This window comes from Lysobacter koreensis, from assembly GCF_042677045.1.
GTDB classification, from domain to species: Bacteria; Pseudomonadota; Gammaproteobacteria; order Xanthomonadales; family Xanthomonadaceae; genus Lysobacter_K; species Lysobacter_K koreensis.
The window spans coordinates 95,458-119,010 of the sequence record NZ_JBHTIH010000002.1; the positions used below are offsets into that span (position 1 = coordinate 95,458).

Below are 23,553 nucleotides of genomic sequence, written 5' to 3' on the forward strand. Positions count from 1 at the left end.
GTCGCTGCTTTCGCGCGGCGCCGGGTCATGGTGCTGTAACGCAAGCTGTCCACGATTCCCGCGATCATTCGGGGGGAATCCATGTTCACCATCAAACTGCACGCCGCACTCGCGGCGTGCCTGCTGTGCCTGTGCGCAGCGCCATCGCTGGCGCAGGACGCCAACACCGAGCGCCTGCGCATCCACGGCTCCAACACCATGGGCGAACGGCTGGTGCCGGCGCTGGTCAAGTCGTGGTTGCAGGCGGCCGGCTACGAGGACGTCAGCGAACGCGCCCGAGGTGCAAGCCGGCTGGAGATCCACGCGCAACGCGACGGCACGCCGCTGATCGTCGAGATCGACAAGCGCGGGTCCGCGTCCGGGATCGCCGACCTGATCGAAGGCAACACCGAACTGGCGATGATGGCGCGACGCCCGAACGCCGAAGAGCTCGACGCGGCCTGGCAGCTTGGCGACCTGGGTTCGCCCGACCAGGAATTCGTAGTCGCGGTCGACGGCGTCACCGCAGTGGTGCACGCCAGCAACCCGGTGCGGCAGCTGGGCATCGCGCAACTGCGCGCGATCTACGCCGGCCAGATCCGCAACTGGAAGCAACTGGGCGGGCCGGACCTGCCGATCCGGCCGCTGCTCGGCAACCCACGCAGCGCCAGCGGCGAATTCTTCGCCGAAGCGGTGATGGCCGGCGCGGCCTACGGCAGCAGCGCGCAGGGCAATGTCCGCGTCGCCAGCGGCGTCGCTTCGGATCCCGGGTCGATCGGCATCGTGCCACTGCGTTCGCGCGTGCCCGGACGCGCGCGTCCGCTGGCGATCAGCCACGGCGGGCTGGCGGTCTATCCCACCCCGATCAACATCCTCAGCGAGGACTACCCGCTGCTGCGTCGGTACAGCCTGTACGGCGGCCAGCTGATGTCAGCGCTGGGGCGCAGCTTCGCACTGCACACGGTCACGCGGCGCGCGCAGGAAGCGGTGGCCGTCGCCAACCATTTCGCGGTGATGCTGCGACCGGCGCCGCAATCGCCCGCGCCACGGGCCAGCGCGCAGTACACGCAACTGGTCGCCGGCGCGCAGCGACTGCCGCTGAGCCTGCGCTTCAACCTAGCCAGCAGCCAGTCGATCTTCGACAGCCGCACCGCCTACGACCTCGATCGCGTGGCTGCGTACATGCGATTGCCGGGCAACCGCGGCAAGCACGCGGTGCTGGTCGCGTTCGGCAACCGCGAGGCGGGCGGCGCGCTGGTGTCGACGTTGATCAGCAATGACCGCGCCGACATCGTCGCCGGCTACCTGCAGGAGCGCGGGGTCCGCGTGCGCAGCGCCCACGGACTGGGCACGGCGCGACCGCTGGCGGAAGCGGCGCAGGCTGGCGCGCGCTTCCGCAACGAGCGCGTGGAGGTGTGGGTGTTGTGAGCGCGTTGGTGCGAATCGGCTGACGCAGCGCAAGTGGTACGGCCCACGACGTCGCTGTCGCGCGCAGCGACGTCGACGCCGGTTACTTGCCCAGCTTGGCCATCATCGCGCGCAAGGCGTCCTGGGTGTCGGCGGCATACCAGGCCTCGATGAAACGATCGAGCTGGATGTGCTGCGGCTGCAGGGCTTCGATCACTTCGGCGCGGGCAATCGCGCGGGTGCGCAGCATCGCCGCCCGCGGCAACGCCAGCAGCTGGGCCAGCCATTCGCGCGCGCGCGCGCCGACCTCGTCGAGCGCGACCTGCTCGTCGACCAGGCCCACGTGCAGCGCCTGCCCGCTGTCGAGCATCTCGCCGGCCACCAGCAGGCGCTCGGCGCGGTACGGGCCGACCACGCGTCGCAGCAGGCGCTGGATGCCTTCGGGTGCGACCAGGCCGACCTGGGTTTCGTTGAGGCCGATGCGGAACGGCCGTTCGGGTTCGTCGCTGCGCGCCATCACCCGGTAGTCGCAGCACAGCGCCAGCACGCAGCCGCCGGCGGGGGCATGCCCGCCGATCGCCGCGACCACCGGCACCGGCGCGGCGGCCAGCGCCATCGCGGCATCGAAGAACGCTTCCCAGGCCGCCATCAACGCATGGCGGTCGTCGCCCAGCGACAGCAGGTAGGGCACATCGAGCCCGGCGGAGAACACCTTCGGCCCGCCCGACAGCACCACGCCCTGCGCGCCGGACGCGATCGCATCGTCCAGCGCGGCGCGCAATCCGTTGCACAACGCCGGATCGAGCGCGTTGACCGGCGCGCGCGCGAGCCTGAGTTCGACGATGCCGCCGTGATCGATGGTGTCCACGCAACTGGCGACGCGGTGGGGTGCGGCTTGGTTCATGGCTTCAGGTCCTTGGCCCAGCGGTAGCGGACGGTGTAGGTGAGGGTGGTTTCGCCGGCGGCCGGCACCGCGACGTCGAACTGCGCGTGGCGCGCGTCCTTCTTGGTCGCCGGCACGCTGCTGGCGGTGACCTGCCAGTCGCTCCAGCGTGGCAGCGGTTCGATCACGCGCACGGTCACGGGAGTCGGCTTGGCGTTGCTGAGCTTGATCGCGAACGACTCGGTGACGGTACGGCCGGCGCGGTCGATGTGGAAGGCGGTGTTTTCGCGCTGCGCGCCCAGGTCGAAGGCCTTGCCGACCTCGAGCCGGATCTCCGCGCCCTGCGCGGTGTGCTCGAGCGCGGACTCGCCCAGGAAATCGCTGCCGTCGAACACGCGCACGCGCCCCGCCGGCAGCGGCTGGCCCAGGCCGGCCGAAGCGGTGTTGGCCAGCGAGACCGTGGCATTGACCGGTAGCGCGCCGGTCTGGCCGCGGAACGACGGCTCCAGCACCGGCTGCGGCGGCAGCCACTGCGGGATGTCGGCGTCGACCACGTAGGCCCGTTCGCAGGCGATCGTCGGCCGCGGTGCGAACAGGGGCACGCGCTCGGTGCTGCCCTGCGCGACGCGGGTGGCGCGCGGCAGTTCGTAGGCGTGGTACTCGCCCGAACTGCGTTCGACCGGCACCGGCGCGGCGGTCTGGGCGGCGTCCCCGGCGTAGGAGTGGTTGCCCGCGGCGAAGCCGTCGCGTGCGCGGCGCACGCGGTTGGGCGCGCCCGCGACCAGGGTGAGCTTGGCGGCGTCGAAGGTGATGCCGGCGCGGTTGCTGACCAGCGCCGCGCCGTCGAGCGCGAGCTGGCAGGCGTCGCCCTTGGCCAGGGTGGCCAGATACTCGGCGCGCCACGCCATACCGCCCATCGGATACGCCAGCACGAACGCGGCATCGCCGGCGCGTTGCGCGCGCACGGTCCATTGCAACGCCGCCTGCCGCGGCAGCGCGTCGTCGCCATCGACCATGCTGAAGCTGTCGTACTCGCGAATCAGCTTGGTGCGGCCGTCGGCGAGTGCGAGGGTCAGGCCGCCGTCGGCGGCGAGCAGCACGCCGCTGTCGGTCTGCTTGGCGTTGCCGGAGGTGTGCTCGACCGCGATCTTGCGGCCGATCGCGGTGGCCAGCACGTCCTGCGAACCGCTCGGCGCGGGGAGGTAGCGCTGGCCCTCGATCACGATGCCGGAGGTGTGCGCGCGCAGCAGCGCCGCCTCGACGTCCATCGCCGGTGCGACGCGGGTGGTGGCGATGGTGTTGGGGCCGGCCTTGAGCGCGTAGTGCAGCGGTTGCTCGACCAGCGCATAGCCGGGCATGTCGGTGCCGGGGCGTTCGATCTGCGCGAGCGCGTCGTAGTCGCCGCTGTAGATCGTCAACGCGGTGACGCCGGCGCCTGTGTCCGGCTTCGGATCGGCCGGGGTGGCCAGCGGCGCGGGGGGCGCGGCGGATGTCGCGGTTGGTGCAGGTGACTCGGGCGGCTTGCACGCCATCAGCGTGCAGGCGATGGCGATCAGCGACAGACGTTGCGTCGACAACCCATGCATCGCGAACTCCGCTCCCGGCCTGCCGGTATCATAGGCCGATGCATCCGATCCGCGCCTTGCTCACCGCCGTCCTGGTTGCCGCCGCGTTCAGCGCCATCCCCGCCTGCGCGCGCGATTGCGCGCCGCAGGTGCGCGACGGCTGGTTGCGCCTGCCTCCGGGACCCATGCCGATGCTGGCCGGGTTCGGCCGCATCGAGAACACCTGTCCGACACCGGTCACCATCGTCCGTGTCAGCAGCCCCGCGTTCGCCGATAGCTCGTTGCACGAGACCCGCATCGTCGATGGCGTTAGCCGGATGCGCGCGCTGCCCCAACTGCGGATCGCGCCGGGCGATGCCGCGACGCTCAAGCCCGGCGGCATGCACCTCATGCTGATGCAAGCGCGCGCGCCGCTGAAGCCCGGCAGCAAGGTCGCGGTCGAGTTCGCGTTGCAGGACGGCGGCACGCTGCGCGGCGAGTTCGTGGTGCGCAAGGCCGGCGAATAGGGTGCTCGTCTCCCCACTCTCAAAAAAGAGAGCGCGGGGAGATTGGCGCGATGCCCCAGAGACTTGGGCGGCCGCGAAAGCAAATCCCGCTTGATCTCCCTTCTTCAAAGGGAGAAATCCGGCACGAATTTCAGCTCGGCTGGCAGGCGTTCCGCACCGACGCCGGCAACGGCGCGGCGCGGCCAGCTTCACGATCGATCCACACCATCACCACGTTGCCATCGCAGAACAGCACGCCGGCATCGTTGGCGTCGAGGATGCGGTGGCCGACGGTGACGCTGGTGTTGCCGACGCGCTCGACGAACAGCTCGACCATGACTTCGTTGGGCCACTCGATCGGACGCCGGTAGTTGAGGTTCGAGGCCGCGAGCACCGGTGCGACGTCGTCGTCCAGGCCCATGCCCGGCAGCGTCATCATCCAGCGTAGCCGCGCTTCTTCGAGATAGCCCAGATACTGCGAGTTGTTGACGTGGTTGAACGCGTCGAGGTCGCGCCAGCGTACCGACAGCGGCGCCTGCATCAGCACCACCGGACCGGCCGTTGCCAACGCCGGCGGAGTTGCGACAGCGGCTTCGGGTTTGGACGCGGCAGAAGCGCGCTTGCGCGGCTTGCGCGCGGGGGTGGGGGCGGGTGTGTCGCTCATGCTTTGGATTTGGCCTTGCTGGGCTTGCGGCCGGCGGCGGCGCTAGCCTTCGGGGCCGCCTTGGCCCTGGGTTTGGGGACGTCGATGCCGAGCAACGGGGCCAGGAAGCGCCCGGTATGCGAATTGCTTAGCGCCGCGATCTGCTCGGGGGTGCCGGTGGCCAGGATGGTGCCGCCGCGGTGGCCGCCTTCCGGGCCGAGGTCGATCACCCAGTCCGCGGTCTTGATCACGTCGAGGTTGTGCTCGATCACGACCACGGTGTTGCCGTCGTCGCGCAGCCGGTGCAGCACCGCCAGCAGGTGCTCGATGTCGTGGAAGTGCAGGCCGGTGGTCGGCTCGTCGAGGATGTACAGCGTGCGCCCGGTGTCTCTACGGGAAAGCTCCTTCGACAGCTTGACGCGCTGCGCCTCGCCGCCCGACAGCGTGGTCGCGCTCTGGCCGAGCTTGATGTAGCTCAGGCCGACGTCGATCAGGGTTTCGAGCTTGCGCGAGATCGACGGGATCGCCTCGAACAGGGTCAGGGCATCCTCGACCGTCATGTTGAGCACGTCGGAGATGCTGTAGCCCTTGTAGAGCACCTCCAGCGTCTCGCGGTTGTAGCGCTTGCCGCCGCAGACATCGCAGGGCACGTACACGTCCGGCAGGAAGTGCATCTCGACCTTGATCAGGCCATCGCCCTGGCACGCCTCGCAGCGCCCGCCACGGACGTTGAAGCTGAAGCGTCCCGGCGAATAGCCGCGCGCGCGCGCCTCCGGCACCTGTGCGTAGAGCTCGCGCAGCGGCGTGAACAGGCCGGTGTAGGTCGCCGGATTCGAGCGCGGCGTGCGCCCGATCGGCGACTGGTCGATGTCGACCACCTTGTCCCACAGCTCGATGTTCTCGTGCGACTTGTGCGGCGCCACCGGCTGCGAGGCACCGTTCAACTCGTTCGCGGCGATCGTGTACAGGGTGTCGTTGATCAGCGTCGACTTGCCCGAACCCGAGACGCCGGTGACGCAGGTGAACAGCCCGGCCGGGATCGCCAAGTCGACCTGCTTGAGGTTGTTGCCGCTGGCGCCGCGCAGGTGGAACGTGGCCTTCGGATCGGGCTTGTGGCGCTTGGTCGGGATCTCGATGCGCTTGCGGCCGGAGAGGTACTGGCCGGTCAGCGAACGCGGTGCCTTGAGGATGTCGGCGTAGCTCCCCTGGGCGACGATCTCGCCGCCGTGCACGCCGGCACCGGGGCCGATGTCGACGATGTAGTCGGCCAGGCGGATCGCTTCTTCGTCGTGCTCGACCACGATCACCGTGTTGCCGATGTCGCGCAGGTGGGTGAGGGTGCCGAGCAGGCGTTCGTTGTCGCGCTGGTGCAGGCCGATCGACGGTTCGTCGAGGACGTACATCACCCCGACCAGGCCGGCGCCGATCTGGCTGGCCAGGCGGATGCGCTGCGCCTCGCCGCCGGACAGCGAATCGGCCTTGCGCTCCAGGGTCAGGTAATCGAGGCCGACATCGACCAGGAAGCGCAGGCGGTCGCCGATCTCCTTGACGATCTTGGTCGCGATCTCGCCGCGCCAGCCGGGCAGGTTGAGGCCCTTGAAGAACGTCAGCGCCTCGTCGATCGGCAGCACCACCAGGTCCGGCAGTGGTCGGTCGGCGACGAACACGTTGCGCGCGGCGCGGTTGAGGCGCGCGCCGACGCAGTCGGTGCAGGCGCGTTCGCTGATGTACTTCGCCAGTTCCTCGCGCACCGCGGCCGACTCGGTCTCGCGGTAGCGGCGTTCGAGGTTCGGCACGATGCCTTCGAAGCGGTGCTTGCGCGCGTGGCGCGCGCCGCTGTCGCTGGTGTAGCTGAAGCTGATCGTCTCGGTACCGCTGCCGAACAGCACCGCCTGGCGCGAGTCGTCGGGCAGCTGCTGCCACGGCGTGTCGACGCTGAACTTGTAGTGCTTGGCCAGCGACTGGATCAGCGCGAAATAGTAGGCGTTGCGCCGGTCCCAGCCGCGCACCGCACCGGCGGCCAGCGACAGCTCGGGGTGGATCACCACGCGCGCGGGATCGAAGAACTGCGCCACGCCCAGGCCATCGCAGGTCGGGCAGGCGCCCACTGGCGAGTTGAACGAGAACAGCCGCGGCTCCAGTTCCGGCAGCGAGTAGTCGCACACCGGGCAGCTGTACTTGGACGAGAACAGCAAGGGCGGCAGATCGGCGTTGTCGAGCGACATCACCGAGGCCATGCCGTCGCCGAGCTTGAGCGCGGTCTCGAACGATTCGGCCAGGCGCTGCTTGATGTCCTCGCGCGGCTTGAAGCGGTCGATCACCGCCTCGATCGTGTGCTTGACCCGCAGCGCCAGCGGCGGCACCGCGTCGATCTCGTGCAGCACGCCGTCCACGCGCACGCGCACGAAGCCCTGCGCGCGCAACTGGTCGAACACCTGCGCGTGCTCGCCCTTGCGCTCGCGGATCACCGGCGCCAGCAGCATGTAGCGCTGCTCGCGGCCTTCGTCCGTGGTGGCCAGCGCGAGCACCGCGTCGACCATCTGGCTGACGGTCTGCGCTTCCAGCGGGTAGTGGTGGTCCGGGCAGCGCGGCGAACCGACGCGCGCGTACAGCAGGCGCAGGTAGTCGTAGATCTCGGTGATCGTGCCGACCGTCGAGCGTGGGTTGTGCGAGGTCGACTTCTGTTCGATCGAGATCGCCGGCGACAGGCCCTCGATGTGGTCGACGTCGGGTTTCTCCATCACCGACAGGAACTGCCGCGCATACGCCGACAGCGACTCGACGTAGCGGCGCTGGCCTTCGGCATAGATCGTGTCGAACGCGAGCGACGACTTGCCAGAGCCCGACAGGCCGGTGATCACGATCAGCTTGTCGCGCGGCAGATCGAGGTCGATGTTCTTGAGGTTGTGCGTCCGCGCACCGCGGATGCGGATGAAATCCAGCGCCATCAGGAACCTGCAATGGGGGAGGGTCGCCACGGCACGGCCATGGCGAACAGGGGAGCGTATCGAGTGCAGGAAGTGGGGGCAAATCCGCGGAACGGAAGCCCGCCCGTGCTGGCGCGGCCTGCCGACAGGCCCGTCGCATGCGGCGCGGACGATGGGAGTCCGAAGCCTGTGAAACGGCGATGGGGCGCCAGGCCCCCATCGACGCGGAACGTGGACGCCGCGCTACTTCTGGATCGTGAACTCGATCCGGCGGTTCTTCGCGCGTCCCTCGGCGCTGTCGTTGTCGGCGACCGGCTTGTCCTGGCCATAGCCCTTGCTGGCGAGCAGGTCGGCCTTGACGCCCAGCTCGGCCAGCCGCGCCTTCACCGCGTCGGCACGCTGCTGCGACAGGCGCTGGTTGGCGGCCGCATCGCCGGTGTCGTCGGTGTGGCCGCCGACCTCGATGCGGGTGCCGCCCGGGGCCTGCTTGATGGCCGCGGCCGCCTTGCCGAGGATGTCGTCGCTGCTGGCGGAGATGTTCGCGCTGTCGGTGTCGAAGTGGATGATCATCAGGTTCAACGCCTTGACCAGGTCGTCGGCGCTGAACTGGCCGGGTGTGAGCTTGGCGAACGCCTCCGCCGCCGCATTCTCGAGGTTGCCCGCGGCTCCCGCGGCCGCCGCTACGGCGGCCGTCGGAGCGGGCGTGGCGACCGGTGCGGCCGGCGCGAGCGGCGCGATCGCCTCGTTGCGCTGGCAACTGCGGAAGAAGAACAACGCCGCGATCGCCGCCGCGATGAGCAACAGCCATGGCAACCATTTGCCGATCCCGCCCGAACTGGCCTCGCGCACGCTGGTGGCTGCCGCCGCGCCGGTTCGGGATGCATGGGGCTTGGTCGTATCGGCGGTACGCACGGGCCCATCGCCCACCGTGCCGACGCTGGCGCCCAGCGCGGCCGCGCCCGCGCCCGCGGCGGCCGCGCTCCAGTGGCCGAGCTCGTCCAGGTGGTCCTGCAGGTTGCCGAACCAGTTGCCGAACTTGCCCGGGATCCCCGCGGCGCTGGCCGGCAGGTCGCCGTGCTCGCTGAGTTCGTTGACCGCATCGGGAAGGATCGCCGCCGCCGCGCCGCCGACCGTGGCGGCCGGGACGCCCAGCTTGGCGCTCATCTGATTGAGCGTCTCGCTGCCCAGCACGCCCTCGAGCTGCGCGGCACTGATCGGCTGGTTGGTGCCGTGGCCCAGCCACGACGCCACGGTATCGTCCAGGCCCTGGTCGCGGAAGGACTGCAGGAAGCCGGCCGGCCCGCCGCGCTTGGGGTTGAAGATCTGGGCCACCAGCATCCCCAGCAGCTGCTTGGCCTTGTCCTGGCTCAGGCCGAACCGTCCCGTCACCTGCTCAAGTATCTGGTTGAACACTTCGTTTACCCCGTCCTGGATTGGGATGGCCGCAGCCGCGCCGCAGGTTGGCGGGAGTACACCATGCAACGGGTTAAGGCCGCGCTAGACCTGAACGGCTCCGCCGAACCACCGGGGCAGGGTGCCTCACCGAGGCGGTGAGGGTCCGTGGGGTTGTCGTAACCCGCTGAAACCCCTACAATTCCGCTTCTGTCCGCCTTCAAAGGTGCGGCAGCGACCAAAATAACTACAGAGGAATACCGGTCATGTACGCAGTTCTAGTCACCGGCGGTAAGCAATACCGCGTGATGAAGGGCGAGACGCTTCGCGTCGAGCTCCTCGATGTCGAAGCCGGCAGCGAGATCAAGTTCGACCAGGTGCTGATGCTGGGCGACGGCGAAGGTGTGAAGCTTGGCGACGCGCTCCAGGGCGCCAGTGTCACCGCCAAGGTCGTGGGCCACGGCCGCGCCGACAAGATCCGCATCGTCAAGTTCCGCCGCCGCAAGCACCACCGCAAGCAGATGGGTCACCGTCAGCATTACACCGAAATCGAGATCACCGGCATTGCCGGTGGCGACAAGAAGTAAGGAGAAGCAGTCATGGCACATAAAAAGGGCGTAGGTTCCTCGCGCAACGGCCGCGACTCCAACCCGAAGTACCTGGGCGTCAAGATCTACGGTGGCCAGGCGATCGAGGCGGGCAACATCATCGTCCGCCAGCGCGGCACCCAGTTCCACCCGGGCATGGGCGTCGGCCTGGGCCGCGACCACACGCTGTTCGCGCTGGTCGATGGCAAGGTCGAGTTCTCGACCAAGGGCCTGAAGAAGCGCCGCACCGTCAGCGTCGTCGTCAGCGAGTAATTGCCAACGGGTTCAAGCCTTGGCTTGAACCTCGCGACACGCTGTCCACGAAGGGCCCCGCTTCGGCGGGGCTTTTCGTTTGTGAAACACTATTGATTGCCATGCTGGAACTCCCATGAAACTCGTCGACGAAGCCGAAATTCAGGTCATCGCAGGTAACGGCGGCAACGGCTGCGTCGGTTTCCGCCGCGAGAAGTACATCCCGCTCGGCGGCCCCGACGGCGGCGACGGCGGCAACGGCGGCAGCGTCTGGGTGGTCGCCGACGAGAACCTCAGCACCCTGGTGGATTTCCGCCACCAGAAGCTGTTCCGCGCCCAGCGCGGCGAGAACGGCATGGGCCGGCAGGCCTACGGCAAGGGCGGTGAGGACCGGGTCATCATCGTGCCGGTCGGCACCGTGATCACCAACGTCGAGACCGACGAGGTGATCGGCGACCTGACCCGGCACGGCGATCGCCTGCTGGTCGCCAAGGGCGGCAAGGGCGGCCTTGGCAACATGCACTTCAAGAGCTCGGTCAACCGGTCGCCGCAGAAGGCGCTACCGGGCCTGCCGGGCGAGGAGCGCACGCTCAAAATGGAGCTGAAGCTGCTGGCCGATGTCGGCCTGCTCGGCTTCCCGAATGCCGGCAAGAGCACCTTCATCCGCGCCGTGTCGGCGGCGACGCCAAAGGTTGCCGACTACCCGTTTACCACCCTGTACCCGAACCTGGGCGTGGTCAGCGTCGAGCAGTACCGCAGCTTTGTGATCGCCGATATCCCCGGCCTGATCGAGGGCGCGGCCGATGGCGCCGGGCTCGGCGCCCAGTTCCTGCGCCACCTGCAGCGCACCCACCTGCTGCTGCATCTGGTCGACATCGCGCCGATGGAAGGCGGCGTCGAGGGCGTGTCGCCGGCCGAGCAGGTGCGCGCGATCGAGCGCGAACTGCGCAAGCACGATCCGGAGTTGCTCAACAAGCCGCGCTGGCTGGTCCTCAACAAGGCCGACCTGTTGCTGGAGGAAGAGCAGCAGGCCGCGGCGCAGGCCGTGATCGACGAACTGGGCTGGAAGGACCGCTGGTACCTGGTCTCGGCGATCGGGCGCGAAGGCACCTGGGCGATCATGCCGGACGTGATGGCGTTCCTCGATCGCCTGCGGGCAGACGCGGCCGAAGCCGAAGCCGATGCGCCTTGACGGCAACGCCGACGCAATGAAAAAGCCGGCGCAGGCCGGCTTTTTGCCTTTTGGCGCCGCCCTGCGCACGTCGGTCGCGAAGTGCCCGCTAGGGACAATGCCGGCAAACAAAAACCCGGCCGGAGCCGGGTTTTCGGTGTTCGTCGCCGGGAGCGATCGATCAGGCGGCCTTGAGCGCCTTGATGCGAGCGGTCAGGCGGCTCTTGTGGCGGGCGGCCTTGTTCTTGTGAATCAGGCCACGCGCGCTGAAACGGTCGAGGATGGGCTGCGCGACAACGAAGGCGGCCTGCGCGCCGGCGGCGTCATTCTCGCCGAGGGCCTTGAGCACCTTCTTGACTGCGGTGCGCAGCATCGAACGCTGGCTGCCGTTACGGGCGTTGCGCACGACGGCCTGCTTGGCGCGCTTCTTGGCGGACTTGATGTTTGCCACGGAGAATTCCTGGAATCTGGGTGTAGTGGAGTTACGGAAGAAATGCAGTTACGGAAAATCAGACCCAAAAGTATGGGCGATTCAGTGGGTTGCGTCAACTCCTGTGGTGGCGGCGGAGGCCGGGCATGAGCCGCGGCGGCCTGCTGCGCTCGACGTCGGTGTTCAGCGCCATGACCCTGCTGTCGCGGATCGCCGGGTTTGCCCGCGACGCCCTGCAGTCGCGCATCTTCGGCACCTCCGCGGCGATGGACGCGTTCGTCATCGCCTACCGGATCCCGAACTACCTGCGGCGGATCTTCGCGGAAGGCTCGATGCAAATGGCCTTCGTGCCGATCCTGAACGAGATCCGCGAGCGCGGCGACAAGGCCGCGCTCAAGGAGTTCATCGACCACATGGCCGGCGCGCTGTTGTCGGTGGTGCTGGTGGTGGCGGCCGTGGGGGCGCTGGCGGCGCCGCTGATCGCCGGGTTGTTCGCGCCCGGTTCGGTCGACGAGCCCGGCAAGTTCGAGTTGATCGTGCAGATGCTGCGGATCACCTTTCCGTACCTGGTGTTCATCTCGATGATGGCACTGGCCGCCTCGGTACTGAACAGCTTCGGCAAGTTCGCGCTGCCGGCGGTGACGCCGGTGCTGCACAACCTGGCGGTGATCGCCGCGATGCTGTGGCTGACCGGGGTGTTCGCGGTGCCGGCCATGGCGCTGGCCTGGGGCGTGCTGGCGGCCGGGGTGCTGCAGCTGCTGGTGCTGTGGCCAGCGCTCGGACGGCTGGGGCTGCGGCCCACGTTCAAGCCCGGCTTCGGCCACCCGGACGTCAAGCGCGTGGCCAAGCTGATGCTGCCGACGCTGTTCTCGTCGTCGGTGGCGCAGCTCAACCTGCTGGTCGGCACCGTGTTCGCCTCCTTGCTGGTAACCGGCAGCCAGACCTGGCTGTACCTGTCCGATCGGCTGGTGGAATTCCCGCTCGGGCTGTTCGGGGTCGCGATCGGCACGGTGATCCTGCCGCACCTCTCGCGCCGCCATGCCGCGACCGATGCCGAAGGCTACGGCGCCGCGCTCGACTGGGGCCTGCGGCTGGCGCTGCTGGCCGGTGTGCCGGCGGCGCTGGGCCTGCTGCTGCTGGCCGAACCCCTGACTGCGGTGGTCTACCAGGGTGGCAAGTTCACCGGCGCCGACACGCGGATGGCGGCGATCAGCCTGAGCGCGATGAGCCTGGGGATCCCGGCGTTCATGCTTTCCAAGGTGCTGTCGCCGGCGTTCTACGCGCGCCAGGACACCAAGACCCCGATGCGCGCGGCGATCCTGACGGTGGTGGTCAACGTCGTCCTGACGATCGCCTTCACCTTGCCGCTGTACCTGTACAAGGTGCCCGGCGCGCATGGCGGCATCGCACTGGCCACCGGCATCGCCGGCATCTTCAACGCGTGGTTGTTGTGGCGCTACCTGCGTCGCGCCGGCCTGATGCGTCCGCAACCGGGCTGGGGACGTCTGTGGCTGCAACTGGCCGTCGCTTGCGTGGTGATGGCCGTGGTGGTGGTCGCGCTGCGCTGGTGGGTCGGCGACTGGACCACCATGCAGAACCTCTGGCACCGTGCGTTCTGGCTGCTGCTGGTGGTTGCCGCGGGCGGCGTGACCTACGTAGCCGTTCTGCTGGCAATGGGCCTGCGGCCGCGCCATCTGCGGCATTGATCGGCATGCGTGCGACCGCGTTCGGCCGGCCGAAGCCGCGCCACGGCTATACTTCGGCGCAATGAGCAGGCTGTTTCGTGACGTCGAAGGCGGGCCCCGATGCCCGCACGGCAGTGTGGTCTGCATCGGTGCCTTCGACGGCCTGCACCTTGGGCATCAGGCGTTGGTGCGCCATACGGTCGCGCGCGCGCGCGCGTTGGATCTGCCGGCGCTGGCATTGAGTTTCGAGCCGCTGCCGCGCGAGTTCTTCGCCGGCGATGCGCCGCCGCCGCGGCTGCTGTTGCCACGCGCCAAGGTGGAGGGTCTGTTCGCGCTGGGCATCGACCAGGTCGGCCTGCTGCGTTTCAACCGCCAACTCAGCGCGATGGACGCCGGCGACTTCGTGCGCCGGGTGCTCGTCGAACGCGTGGGCGCGCGCGAAACCTGGGTCGGGCCGGAGTTCCGCTTCGGCAAGGCGCGAGGCGGCGACCTGGCCTTGCTGCAGCAGTGCGGGCGCGAGTACGGCTTCGTTGCCGGCCAGATCGCCCCGGTCGCGCTCGAAGGCGAGCGCGTCTCCAGCACCCGCATCCGTGCGGCATTGCAGGCGGGTGATTTCGCGAGCGCGATGCGCCTGCTCGGTCGGCCGTATGCGATCGGCGGGCGGGTGGTGCGCGGCAAGCAGCTCGGCCGCACGCTCGGCTTTCCGACCGCCAACCTGCGCCTGGCCGGCAAAACGCCGGCGTTGTCGGGGATCTACGCCAGCTGGGTGCACGGCGTCGGCGCGCGACCATGGCCGTCGGTGTCGAGCCTCGGCACCCGCCCGACCGTGGATGGGATCGAGCCCTTGGTCGAAGCGCATCTGTTCGACTTCGATGGCGACCTGTACGGGCGCCGGATCGAAGTCGAGTTCGTCGCCAAGCTGCGCGACGAACTGAAGTTTTCCGATCTGCCGGCCCTGACCGCGCAGATGCATCGCGATGCCGACCAGGCCCGCGGCCTTCTCCTGCAAGACCAACGACGAGCTTTCGCGTGAACGACAACGCTGCACCCAACCCGTACAAGTCCACCTTGCACCTGCCCGCCACGGACTTCCCGATGCGCGGCGACCTGCCCAAGCGCGAGCCGCTCACGCTCGCGCGCTGGGAGCAAGAGGGGCTGTACGCGCGCATCCGCGGGAAGGTCGGCAAGCGCGAGCGCCGCTTCGTGCTGCACGACGGCCCGCCGTACGCGAACGGCTCGATCCACATCGGCCACGCGGTCAACAAAGTGCTGAAGGACATCGTGGTCAAGTCGAAGCTGCTGTCGGGCTTCGACGCGCCGTACGTGCCGGGCTGGGACTGTCACGGCCTGCCGATCGAGATCGCGATCGAGAAAAAATACGGCAAGGTCGGCGACAAGCTCGACGCCGCGGCGTTCCGGCAGAAATGCCGCGAGTACGCGAGCGAGCAGATCGACGTCCAGCGCCGCGATTTCAAGCGCCTGGGCGTGCTCGGCGACTGGGAGAGTCCCTATCGCTCGATGGACTTCCGCTTCGAGGCCGACATGCTGCGCTCGCTGGCGAAAATCGTCGAGCGCGGCCACCTGCTGCGCGGCGCCAAGCCGGTGCACTGGTGCTTCGATTGCGGTTCGGCGCTGGCCGAAGCCGAAATCGAATACGCCGACAAGCAGTCGCCCGCGGTCGACGTCGCCTACCACGCACGCCGCCCGTCCACGCTGGCCGCCGCGTTCGGCGTCGCCGTCGACGACGACACCGATGTCGCGATGCCGATCTGGACGACCACGCCGTGGACGCTGCCTGCGAGCCTGGCGGTATCGCTCGGGCCGACGCTGGAGTACGTGCTGGTCGAGGGCCCGCGCCAGGCCAGCGGCCGTCGCCGCCTGCTGGTGCTGGCCGAGGACCTGGCGACCAGGGCACTGTCGCGCTACGGCGTCGAGGACGTCGTGGTCCATGGCCGCACCTTGGGCATGGAGCTGGAAGGCCAGCACCTGCAGCACCCGTTCTACGACGAACGCGACGTGCCGGTGATGATCGGCGACCACGTCACCGCCGACGAGGGCACCGGCGTCGTGCACACCGCGCCGGGCCACGGCCAGGAAGACTTCGCGGTCGCGCAGAAGTACGGCATGCTCGACCAGTATAGCGCCGCGCAGATCAACCCGGTCGACGCGCGCGGCCGCTACCTGCCATCGACGCCGCCAGCGGGCGACGTGGCACTCGCCGGCTTGCACATCTGGAAGGCCAACGAGCCGATCGTCGAGCTGCTGCGCGCCAGCGGCGCGTTGCTCGCCATGCACACGCTCACCCACAGCTACCCCCACTGCTGGCGCCACAAGACGCCCGTCGCGTTCCGTGCCACGCCGCAGTGGTTCCTGTCGATGGACCAGGCGCAGCTGCGCCGCGACGCACTGGCGCAGATCGGCCAGGTCGGCTGGGTGCCGGAGTGGGGTGAGGCACGCATCTACGGCATGATCGAAGGCCGCCCGGACTGGTGCATCAGCCGCCAGCGCACCTGGGGCGTGCCGATCGCGCTGTTCTACGATCGCGAGAGCGGCGAGCCGCATCCGGATACGCCGGCGTTGATGCGCCAGGCCGCGGACCTGGTCGAACGCGAAGGCGTCGACGCCTGGTACGCACTCGATCCGGCCACGCTGCTCGGCGATGACGCGGCGCGCTACGAGAAAGTCACCGACATCCTCGACGTCTGGTTCGATTCCGGCGTCACCCACGAGTGCGTACTCGCGCAGCGTCCCGGCGACGGCCTGCACAAGCCCGCCGACTTGTACCTGGAAGGCTCCGACCAGCATCGCGGCTGGTTCCACAGCTCGCTGCTGACCGGCGTGGCGATGGACGGGGTGGCGCCGTACAAGCAGGTGCTGACGCACGGCTTCGCGGTCGATGCCGACGGCCGCAAGATGTCGAAGTCGCTGGGCAATGTGGTCGCGCCGCAGACGGTGATGGACGCGATGGGTGCCGACGTGCTGCGGCTGTGGATCGCCTCGACCGACTACCGCAACGAGATGTCGGTGTCCGACGAGATCCTCAAGCGCAGCGGCGACGCGTACCGGCGCATCCGCAACACCGCGCGCTTCCTGCTCGGCAACCTGCACGGCTTCGATCCGGCGATGCACCTGCGTCCGCTCGAGGACATGGTGGTGCTCGACCGCTGGATCGTGCACCGCGCACATGAGCTGCAGGTGCGGATCACCGCCGCCTACGAGCGCTACGACTTCGCCGAGATCGTGCAGGCGCTGTCGAACTTCTGCAGCGTCGACCTGGGCTCGCTGTACCTCGACGTCACCAAGGACCGCCTGTACACGATGGGCGAGGACTCGCGCGGGCGGCGCTCGGCGCAGAGCGCGATGTACCGCATCGCCGAGGCGTTCGCGCGCTGGATCGCGCCGATCCTGAGTTTCACCGCCGAGGAGATGTGGCAGCACCTGCCGCAGGCCTCGACCGGGGCGACGCGCGAGGACAACGTGTTGTTCACCACCTGGTACGACGGCCTGGCGCCGCTGCCCGACGACGCGCCGCTGTCGGTGGCGGACTTCGATCGCCTGCTGGCATTGCGCGAGCAGGTCAGCAAGACCCTGGAACCGATGCGCGCCGCCGGCACGATCGGGGCCGCGCTCGAGGCCGAGATCGAACTGCGTTGCGGCGTGGCCGACCAGAACTGGCTGGCGCCGTTCGTCGACGAGCTGCGCTTCCTGCTGATCAGCGGCGACGTCTCGGTGCTGGCCGACGACACGGCGAAGGACATCGTGGTGGGCGCGACGCCGACCGCGAAGGCCAAGTGCGTGCGTTGCTGGCATTACCGTGCCGACATCGGCCTGACGCCGAACCACCCCGGCCTGTGCAGCCGTTGCGTCGACAACGTCGAAGGAGCGGGCGAGGACCGTCGCTGGTTCTAGGCCCACCACCACCGATCACGGTCAGCCACCGACGTTGACCGCCAAGCCCACCGGTTCCCGCATGCGCGGGAACGACGGGCACAACACCACCGCAGGCGCCGCCTTCGCGGAGCCACGAGCAGAAAAGCCAATGCCCAAGATCACCCCCAATGCACTCACCTGGCTGTCCGTGTCTGCCATCGTGATCGTCCTCGACCAGCTGACCAAGGCCTGGGTGCTGAGTTCGCTGCCCGAATACACCGCGATCACGGTGATCGACGGCTTCTGGAACTGGTACCGCACCTACAACACCGGCGCCGCCTTCAGCTTCCTCAGCGACGCCGGCGGCTGGCAGAAGTACTTCTTCGTGGTGCTGGCGGTCGCGATCACCGGCCTGCTCGGCTACTGGTTGTCGCGCACGCCGCGCCGCGACTGGAAGACCGCGCTGCCGTACGCGCTGGTGATCGGCGGTGCGATCGGCAACGTCATCGACCGCCTGCTGCACGGTCACGTGGTCGACTTCATTCAGTGGCACTGGCGCGGGTACTTCTGGCCGGCGTTCAACATCGCCGACGCCGCGATCGTCGCCGGCGCGGTCGGCATCGCGCTGTATGGCCTGCTGGGCAGCCACAAGGCCGCCGGCCCCGTGCGGGAGTAAAATTGGTCGCATGGACGTCCTGCTCGCCAATCCCCGTGGTTTCTGCGCCGGCGTCGACCGCGCGATCGAGATCGTCAAGCGCGCCATCGAGACCCTCGGCGCGCCGATCTACGTGCGCCACGAAGTCGTGCACAACCGCTTCGTGGTCGACGACCTCAAGCGCCGCGGCGCGGTGTTCGTCGAGGAACTGCACGAAGTGCCCGACGGCGCCACGGTGATCTTCAGCGCCCACGGCGTGTCGCAGGCGGTGCGCGCCGAGGCCGATCGCCGCGGCCTCAAGGTGTTCGACGCTACTTGCCCGCTGGTCACCAAGGTGCACCTGGAAGTCGCGCGCAACTGCCGCGCTGGCCGCGACGTGGTGCTGATCGGCCACGAGGGCCACCCCGAGGTCGAGGGCACCATGGGCCAGTGGAAGCGCGAAGCCGGGGCAGGGCAGATCTACCTGGTCGAGGACATCGACGACGTCTCGGTGCTCGAGGTCGGCCAGCCCGGCAACCTCGCCTACACCACCCAGACCACGCTGTCGGTCGACGACACCCGCAGCGTGATCGAGGCGCTGAAGGTGCGCTTCCCGGCGATCCAGGGACCGAAGAACGACGACATCTGCTACGCCACCCAGAACCGCCAGGACGCCGTGCGCGAACTGGCCAAGCACTGCGACCTGGTACTGGTGGTCGGCTCGCCGAACAGCTCAAATTCCAACCGCCTGCGCGAGCTGGCCGAGCGCGAGGGCGTCGAGGCCTACCTGATCGACGGCGCGCCCGAGATCGACCCGCTCTGGATCGACGGCCGCAAGCGCATCGGCATCACCGCCGGGGCCTCGGCCCCGGACGTGCTGGTGCGCGGCGTGATCGAGCGCCTGCGCGAACTCGGCGCGCAGCAGGTGTCCGAACTCGACGGCGAGCCCGAGGACATGGTGTTCGCGCTGCCCAAGGAGCTGCGGCTGCAGCTGGTCAATTGACCCTCACCCTGCGTGGGCTGCGTTGACCGCGGGGTCGCGCGAAGCCTAGAATCCGCATCCCTTGCGGATCCCAGCAAGCGCCCGGCGATCGACGGCCGGACCCCAGATTCGCCGGAATAGCTCAGTTGGTAGAGCGGCGCATTCGTAATGCGTAGGTCGTAGGTTCGATTCCTATTTCCGGCACCACGTGATTGGGTCAGCAAGACAACCGCTGACGCAACCCCCTCCGAAGGCCAGACGGCCTCCGGATCAAACGATCGAGAAGCCCGCTCTGGCGGGCTTTTCGCTTTCGGGGTCAGCAAGACAACCGCTGACGCACCCCATCCGAAGGCCAGACGCCCTCCGGATCAAACAATCGAGAAGCCCGCTCTGGCGGGCTTTTCGCTTTCCGGGTCAGCAAGCCAACCGCTGACGCACACCATCCGAAGGCCAGACGCCTTCCGGATCGCTGCTTCAAAAGGCTCGCCTAGGCGGGCCTTCATGCTTTCCCGGCGTTTGCATCCGCGCGTTCATGTGCCGCATCGGCGCACCTAGCCGCGCCGATCGAACCAGCGCGGTGCGATCGCCTGCCTGGCCGTGCCGTGGGGCAGTTGGTGATACCCGAGCAGGTGCGATTCGGCCGCCGCCAGACCGACGGCTGCATCCGCTCCCATCCACCGTCCGTAGTCCCGGATGAATCGCCGCGCGACGCCTTTCAGCCCCGCCGTTTGGACTGGCGTGGCCCCGGGCGCGCGGGCATTCATCCGGCGGGCGCCCCCGCGTCCGCACCCATGCAGGATTTCAGTCATGAAGCGCACAGCCATCGCCATAGCCCTTGCGGGTCTGATGCTGGGCGGCGTCGCGATCGGGTCGAGCCATCGCGAAGCGCCGTTGATCACCAAGACCCCGAAGGTCGACAACACCGACTTCTACCTGTTCCGCAGCTACGAGGCCGGGCGCGCGGGGTACGTGACCCTGCTCGCGAACTTCCAGCCGTTGCAGGACCCGTACGGCGGCCCGAACTACTTCCTGATGGACGAGGACGCGCTGTACAGCATCCACATCGACAACGACGGCGACGCGCGCGAGGACCTGACGTTCCACTTCCGCTTCGCCAACAACCTGCGCGGGCTCACCGTGCCGGTCAACGGCGTGAACGTCGCGGTGCCGTTGAGCAACATCGGCCCGTTCGGCTCCAGTCCGGCGCAGGAGGGCAACCGCAACGTGATCGAGTCGTACGCGTTCGCGAGCGTGCGCGAGCGCCGCCAACCGAAGCTCGCGCGCAACCTGAGCCTGGACGCCAACTTCTTCTACAAGCCGTTCGACAACATCGGCAACAAGTCGATTCCCGACTACGCCGCCTATGCCGACCGCCACATCTACCGCGCCGCGATCGACGGCTGCGCGGGGGAGGCGCGGGTGTTCGCCGGGCAGCGCAAGGAAGGCTTCGCAGTCAACCTGGGCGAGGTGTTCGACCTGATCAATACCAACCCGGTCGGGCCGCCCGACGGCGAGCGCAACATCATCGACGACAAGAACATCACCACGATTGCCCTTGAGGTGCCGATCGCCTGCCTGACCGACGGCGGCAGCCCGATCATCGGCGCGTGGACCACGGCCAGCCTGCCGTTCCGCGGCAGCGCGCGTTACGCCCAGGTGTCTCGTCTGTCGGCGCCGCTGGTCAACGAGGTCATCATCGGCCTGCCCGACAAGGACCGCTTCAACGCGTCCGAACCGCGCAACGACGCGCGCTTCGCCCAGTACGTGACCAACCCGACGTTGCCGGAGCTGATCGAGGCGCTGTTCCCGGGGGTGCAGGCGCCGAACCTGTTCCCGCGCACCGACCTGGTGGCCGCGTTCCTGACCGGCGTGCCGGGCCTGAACCAGCCGGCCGGCGTGCGCGCGGCGGAGATGATGCGGCTCAACACCTCGATCGCGCCGAAACCGGCGGCCGAGCAGCAGACCCTGGGCGTGCTGGCCGGCGACGTGGCCGGGTTCCCGAACGGGCGCCGCCCCGGCGACGACGTGGTCGACATCGAGTTGCGCGTGGCGATGGGCGTGCTGCTGTCGGCGGCCGACGCGCCGTCCGGGCAGTTGCCGTACACCGATGGCGCGGCGCTCAGTGCCAACGAGTTCCGCAGCACGTTCCCGTACCTCAACACGCCGCTGCCGGGCTCGCCGAGCAACTGACCGGGCGACCGGCGCGCGGCCATGAACGGAGCGTCACGAGGGCCAGGCGGCGGCCACGCCGCCTGGCAGCGTTCGCGAACGTCGCGACTGGTCCTGGGGCTGGGGTTCGCACTCGCCGTGGCGATGGCCTCCGCCGCCTCCGCGCAGCGGCCGCCGGCCGTCGTTCCCGCCCGCGCCGACGCGGTGCTCGAGCGCCTGCCGCGGGGCTACGCCCAGCTGATGCCGGCGCGCGCCAACGCGCCGTTGCCGCAGGCGCAGATCGAACGCCTGCTCGCCACCGCCGCGCGCAGCGGCGATGCGCGCCTGGTGGCGCGCGCCGAAGCCGCGCTGGCACGCTGGCCGGCGGCCGACGACACCCCGGCGGTGCTGCGCGCCCGCGCGTACGCGGCGCAGTACCGGCACGACTTTCCGGCGTCGCTGGCGCTGCTCGCGCGCTTGGTCCAGCGCGACCCGCGCGATGGCGATGCACGGCTGATGCGCGCGCAGGTGTGGCTGGTGCAGGGGCGCCTGGATGCGGCGCGCGCGGAGTGCGCGACGCTCGCGCTCAGCGTCGATGCCGCCGGCGGGCTGCTGTGCGCGGCGGCGCTCGCGCACCGTCGCGACGACGCGGCGCGGGCCGCACAGCTGCTCGACCGCTGGCTGCAGCAGGCCGGACCACGCGACCCCAGCCGCCGCCATGCGCTGGTGATGCGCGCCGAGGCCGCCGCGGAGGTTGACTCCGTCAACACCGACGTGGCCGATGCCTGGTTCCGGCGCGCGCTCGCGGCCGCGTCCGATGACGTGCGCACGCTGGCCGCGTATTCCCGGCACCTACGCGAAACCCGGCGGCCGCGCGAGGCGCACGCCTTGCTCGTCGACACCGCCGACAGCGACCACCTGCTGCTGGAGCGCGCGCTGGCCGCGCACGCGGCGCGGCTCGACACCGCGCCGGCCTTGATCGAAAGCCTCGCGCGGCGCTACCGGCTTGCGCGCGCGGCCGGCAGCGAGCCCGACCTGCGCGACGAGGCCGAGTTCGAACTGACCCTGCGCGGCGACGCCGCGGCCGCACTGCCGCTGGCGCAGCGCAACTTCGCCAGCCAGCGCGACCGCGAGGACGTCGCGCTGTTGCGTCGCGCGTCGCACGCCGCGAACCGACCCGAGGCGCTGCAGCCGCTGCACGCATGGGCGAGGGCGCAGCGCCTCGACCTGCGGCCGTTGCCCGCGGAGGTGCGATGAACCGGCGCGGCGCGTGCGCGGCACCGCTCGCCGCCGGGCTGGCGCTGCTGGCTTGGCTCGCGGTGGCAGCCCCAGCGCGCGCGCACACGCTGTCGGTGGCGCACCTCGACATCCAGGTGCCGGACGACGCCGCCCCGATCCGCGTGGAGCTCGACCTGGCGTTGCGCGACATCGCCCTGAGCCTGCCGCTCGACGCCAACCGCGACGAGCGCATCACCTGGGGCGAGTTGCGCGCGCTGCACGGCGAACTCGAGCCCTGGGCGCGGTCGGGGCTCGCGCTGTCGACCCGCAGCGGCGCCTGCACGCTGCACCCGGCCGGGCTGGCGACGCGCCGCTACGACGACGGCGCCTACGCCACCTTGCAATGGACCGCGCGCTGCCCGGACGCCGGAGCACCGAAGGTGGCCTACCGCCTGCTGATGGACCGCGACCCGCAGCACCGCGCGTTGCTGACCGTGCGCCGCGGCGAGCGGGTTAGCGCCTCGGTGCTGCGCGCGAGCGACCGCGGCGCGCCTGCGAATGGCCGCGATGCCGCGGCCGCGCTAGCCGCGCGCACCGTAAGCGAAGGCAGCCGTGGCCAGGTGTTCGCCGATTTCCTGCGCGAAGGCGTCCACCACATCCTGATCGGCTACGACCACCTCGCATTCCTGCTGTGCCTGCTGCTGCCGGCCGCGCTGCTGCGCCGTGGCGACCATTGGCAGCCGGCGCCGGGCCTGCGCAGCGGCTTCGTCCACGTGCTCGGCATCGTCACGGCGTTCACGCTCGCGCACTCGGTCACCCTGACGCTGGCCGCGCTCGGGTGGGTCACCCCGGCCGGCCGCGTGGTCGAGGCCGCGATCGCCGCCAGCGTGCTGCTGGCCGCGCTCAACAACGTCTGGCCGGTGGTCACGCGGCGGCTGTGGCTGGTCGGGTTCGGCTTCGGGCTGGTGCACGGGTTCGGCTTCGCCGGCGCGCTGGGCGAGCTGGGCCTGCCCGACGGCGCGCGGCTGCGGGCGCTGCTGGGCTTCAACCTCGGGGTCGAGCTGGGGCAGCTGGCGGTGGTCGCGCTGCTGCTGCCGCTGCTGTTCGCGTTGCGCCGCCATGGCTGGTATTCGCGGTGGGTGCTGCCGGGGCTGTCTCTGGCGGTGGCGGGACTGGCGGGCTGGTGGCTGTGGCAGCGGCTGGGGTAGGGCGGGCCCCGGCCCGCCATTTGGGGAGTGGCGACGCGTCCGGAAGGCGGGCCAGGGCCCGCCCTACCTCGCTGGTGGCTGTAGGAG

Annotated in this window: 19 protein-coding genes and 1 tRNA gene; 14 read left to right on the plus strand and 6 right to left on the minus strand. The window is 69.5% G+C overall.

The window, feature by feature from the left end; all coding sequences use genetic code 11:
* Positions 1-81: 81 nt before the first annotated feature.
* Positions 82-1,407: a substrate-binding domain-containing protein gene (locus tag ACFQZQ_RS00680; protein ID WP_386810769.1), complete on the plus strand. Its 1,326-nt coding sequence runs from the start codon at positions 82-84 to the stop codon at positions 1,405-1,407.
* Positions 1,408-1,489: 82 nt separating this feature from the next.
* On the opposite strand, the gene ACFQZQ_RS00685 is transcribed toward ACFQZQ_RS00680, so the two are convergent.
* Positions 1,490-2,290, minus strand: coding sequence for an enoyl-CoA hydratase/isomerase family protein (locus ACFQZQ_RS00685; protein ID WP_386810770.1), 801 nt, complete (start codon positions 2,288-2,290; stop codon positions 1,490-1,492).
* The gene (locus tag ACFQZQ_RS00690; protein ID WP_386810771.1) at positions 2,287-3,855 is read right to left on the minus strand and encodes a DUF4139 domain-containing protein; all 1,569 of its coding nucleotides are present in this window, start codon (positions 3,853-3,855) and stop codon (positions 2,287-2,289) included. The genes ACFQZQ_RS00685 and ACFQZQ_RS00690 overlap by 4 nt, the downstream gene beginning before the upstream one ends.
* A 38-nt stretch (positions 3,856-3,893) precedes the next feature.
* Between ACFQZQ_RS00690 and ACFQZQ_RS00695 the strand changes: the two genes are divergently transcribed.
* Positions 3,894-4,340, plus strand: a complete 447-nt coding sequence (locus ACFQZQ_RS00695; RefSeq protein ID WP_386810772.1) for a copper chaperone PCu(A)C — start codon at positions 3,894-3,896, stop codon at positions 4,338-4,340.
* Between the two features lie 130 nt (positions 4,341-4,470).
* Here the strand turns inward: ACFQZQ_RS00695 and ACFQZQ_RS00700 are convergent, their stop codons facing one another.
* The 3 genes from ACFQZQ_RS00700 to ACFQZQ_RS00710 all read right to left on the minus strand — a co-directional run bounded on the left by ACFQZQ_RS00700 (position 4,471) and on the right by ACFQZQ_RS00710 (position 9,302).
* Positions 4,471-4,860: an acyl-CoA thioesterase gene (locus tag ACFQZQ_RS00700; protein WP_386811618.1), complete on the minus strand. Its 390-nt coding sequence runs from the start codon at positions 4,858-4,860 to the stop codon at positions 4,471-4,473.
* A gap of 119 nt (positions 4,861-4,979) precedes the next feature.
* Positions 4,980-7,910: an excinuclease ABC subunit UvrA gene (uvrA, locus tag ACFQZQ_RS00705; RefSeq protein ID WP_386811619.1), complete on the minus strand. Its 2,931-nt coding sequence runs from the start codon at positions 7,908-7,910 to the stop codon at positions 4,980-4,982.
* Between the two features lie 222 nt (positions 7,911-8,132).
* The gene (locus ACFQZQ_RS00710; protein ID WP_386810773.1) at positions 8,133-9,302 is read right to left on the minus strand and encodes an OmpA family protein; all 1,170 of its coding nucleotides are present in this window, start codon (positions 9,300-9,302) and stop codon (positions 8,133-8,135) included.
* 245 nt (positions 9,303-9,547) lie between these two features.
* On the opposite strand from ACFQZQ_RS00710, the gene rplU reads away from it, so the two are divergent.
* From rplU to obgE, 3 genes are all read left to right on the plus strand, one after another.
* A complete protein-coding gene (gene rplU / locus ACFQZQ_RS00715; RefSeq protein ID WP_386810774.1) occupies positions 9,548-9,868 on the plus strand; it encodes a 50S ribosomal protein L21 in 321 nt (106 codons plus the stop codon).
* Positions 9,869-9,880: 12 nt separating this feature from the next.
* The gene (rpmA, locus tag ACFQZQ_RS00720; RefSeq protein ID WP_386810775.1) at positions 9,881-10,141 is read left to right on the plus strand and encodes a 50S ribosomal protein L27; all 261 of its coding nucleotides are present in this window, start codon (positions 9,881-9,883) and stop codon (positions 10,139-10,141) included.
* Between the two features lie 115 nt (positions 10,142-10,256).
* Positions 10,257-11,312, plus strand: coding sequence for a GTPase ObgE (obgE, locus tag ACFQZQ_RS00725; RefSeq protein ID WP_386810776.1), 1,056 nt, complete (start codon positions 10,257-10,259; stop codon positions 11,310-11,312).
* Between the two features lie 160 nt (positions 11,313-11,472).
* Here obgE and rpsT read toward each other — a convergent pair whose 3' ends face one another.
* Positions 11,473-11,742 (minus strand): 30S ribosomal protein S20, encoded by a 270-nt coding sequence (gene rpsT / locus ACFQZQ_RS00730; RefSeq protein ID WP_386810777.1) that lies wholly within the window; start codon positions 11,740-11,742, stop codon positions 11,473-11,475.
* Between the two features lie 125 nt (positions 11,743-11,867).
* On the opposite strand from rpsT, the gene murJ reads away from it, so the two are divergent.
* The 9 genes from murJ (at position 11,868) to ACFQZQ_RS00775 (ending at position 23,466) form a co-directional block, all read left to right on the plus strand.
* Complete coding sequence (murJ, locus tag ACFQZQ_RS00735) at positions 11,868-13,427, plus strand: murein biosynthesis integral membrane protein MurJ (RefSeq protein ID WP_386810778.1); 1,560 nt, start codon at positions 11,868-11,870, stop codon at positions 13,425-13,427.
* Between the two features lie 61 nt (positions 13,428-13,488).
* Complete coding sequence (locus tag ACFQZQ_RS00740; protein WP_386810779.1) at positions 13,489-14,439, plus strand: bifunctional riboflavin kinase/FAD synthetase; 951 nt, start codon at positions 13,489-13,491, stop codon at positions 14,437-14,439.
* 62 nt (positions 14,440-14,501) lie between these two features.
* Complete coding sequence (gene ileS, locus ACFQZQ_RS00745) at positions 14,502-17,315, plus strand: isoleucine--tRNA ligase (protein WP_386811620.1); 2,814 nt, start codon at positions 14,502-14,504, stop codon at positions 17,313-17,315.
* 130 nt (positions 17,316-17,445) lie between these two features.
* The gene (gene lspA / locus ACFQZQ_RS00750; protein ID WP_386810780.1) at positions 17,446-17,952 is read left to right on the plus strand and encodes a signal peptidase II; all 507 of its coding nucleotides are present in this window, start codon (positions 17,446-17,448) and stop codon (positions 17,950-17,952) included.
* Positions 17,953-17,962: 10 nt separating this feature from the next.
* Positions 17,963-18,913: a 4-hydroxy-3-methylbut-2-enyl diphosphate reductase gene (gene ispH / locus ACFQZQ_RS00755; RefSeq protein WP_386810781.1), complete on the plus strand. Its 951-nt coding sequence runs from the start codon at positions 17,963-17,965 to the stop codon at positions 18,911-18,913.
* Positions 18,914-19,023: 110 nt separating this feature from the next.
* Positions 19,024-19,099, plus strand: a tRNA-Thr gene (locus ACFQZQ_RS00760).
* A 600-nt stretch (positions 19,100-19,699) separates the two neighbouring features.
* Positions 19,700-21,082, plus strand: a complete 1,383-nt coding sequence (locus ACFQZQ_RS00765) for a DUF4331 domain-containing protein (RefSeq protein ID WP_386810782.1) — start codon at positions 19,700-19,702, stop codon at positions 21,080-21,082.
* Between the two features lie 123 nt (positions 21,083-21,205).
* Complete coding sequence (locus ACFQZQ_RS00770) at positions 21,206-22,297, plus strand: tetratricopeptide repeat protein (protein WP_386811621.1); 1,092 nt, start codon at positions 21,206-21,208, stop codon at positions 22,295-22,297.
* On the plus strand, positions 22,294-23,466 hold the full coding sequence (locus ACFQZQ_RS00775) for a HupE/UreJ family protein (protein ID WP_386810783.1): 1,173 nt from the start codon (positions 22,294-22,296) through the stop codon (positions 23,464-23,466). Before ACFQZQ_RS00770 ends, ACFQZQ_RS00775 begins: the two co-directional genes overlap by 4 nt.
* Positions 23,467-23,553 lie beyond the last annotated feature (87 nt).

What these genes read in the sequence shown, in the direction of transcription:
- uvrA (WP_386811619.1), bottom strand. Translation starts at nt 7,910, where the DNA reads ATGGCGCTGGATTTCATCCGCATCCGCGGTGCGCGGACGCACAACCTC.
- ACFQZQ_RS00685 (WP_386810770.1), bottom strand. Translation starts at nt 2,290, where the DNA reads ATGAACCAAGCCGCACCCCACCGCGTCGCCAGTTGCGTGGACACCATC.
- ileS (WP_386811620.1), top strand. Translation starts at nt 14,502, where the DNA reads ATGCGCGGCGACCTGCCCAAGCGCGAGCCGCTCACGCTCGCGCGCTGG.
- lspA (WP_386810780.1), top strand. Translation starts at nt 17,446, where the DNA reads ATGCCCAAGATCACCCCCAATGCACTCACCTGGCTGTCCGTGTCTGCC.
- obgE (WP_386810776.1), top strand. Translation starts at nt 10,257, where the DNA reads ATGAAACTCGTCGACGAAGCCGAAATTCAGGTCATCGCAGGTAACGGC.
- ACFQZQ_RS00680 (WP_386810769.1), top strand. Translation starts at nt 82, where the DNA reads ATGTTCACCATCAAACTGCACGCCGCACTCGCGGCGTGCCTGCTGTGC.
- ispH (WP_386810781.1), top strand. Translation starts at nt 17,963, where the DNA reads ATGGACGTCCTGCTCGCCAATCCCCGTGGTTTCTGCGCCGGCGTCGAC.
- ACFQZQ_RS00695 (WP_386810772.1), top strand. Translation starts at nt 3,894, where the DNA reads ATGCATCCGATCCGCGCCTTGCTCACCGCCGTCCTGGTTGCCGCCGCG.
- ACFQZQ_RS00690 (WP_386810771.1), bottom strand. Translation starts at nt 3,855, where the DNA reads ATGCATGGGTTGTCGACGCAACGTCTGTCGCTGATCGCCATCGCCTGC.
- rpmA (WP_386810775.1), top strand. Translation starts at nt 9,881, where the DNA reads ATGGCACATAAAAAGGGCGTAGGTTCCTCGCGCAACGGCCGCGACTCC.
- ACFQZQ_RS00770 (WP_386811621.1), top strand. Translation starts at nt 21,206, where the DNA reads ATGGCCTCCGCCGCCTCCGCGCAGCGGCCGCCGGCCGTCGTTCCCGCC.
- ACFQZQ_RS00765 (WP_386810782.1), top strand. Translation starts at nt 19,700, where the DNA reads ATGAAGCGCACAGCCATCGCCATAGCCCTTGCGGGTCTGATGCTGGGC.
- ACFQZQ_RS00700 (WP_386811618.1), bottom strand. Translation starts at nt 4,860, where the DNA reads ATGCAGGCGCCGCTGTCGGTACGCTGGCGCGACCTCGACGCGTTCAAC.
- ACFQZQ_RS00775 (WP_386810783.1), top strand. Translation starts at nt 22,294, where the DNA reads ATGAACCGGCGCGGCGCGTGCGCGGCACCGCTCGCCGCCGGGCTGGCG.
- murJ (WP_386810778.1), top strand. Translation starts at nt 11,868, where the DNA reads ATGAGCCGCGGCGGCCTGCTGCGCTCGACGTCGGTGTTCAGCGCCATG.
- rplU (WP_386810774.1), top strand. Translation starts at nt 9,548, where the DNA reads ATGTACGCAGTTCTAGTCACCGGCGGTAAGCAATACCGCGTGATGAAG.
- ACFQZQ_RS00740 (WP_386810779.1), top strand. Translation starts at nt 13,489, where the DNA reads ATGAGCAGGCTGTTTCGTGACGTCGAAGGCGGGCCCCGATGCCCGCAC.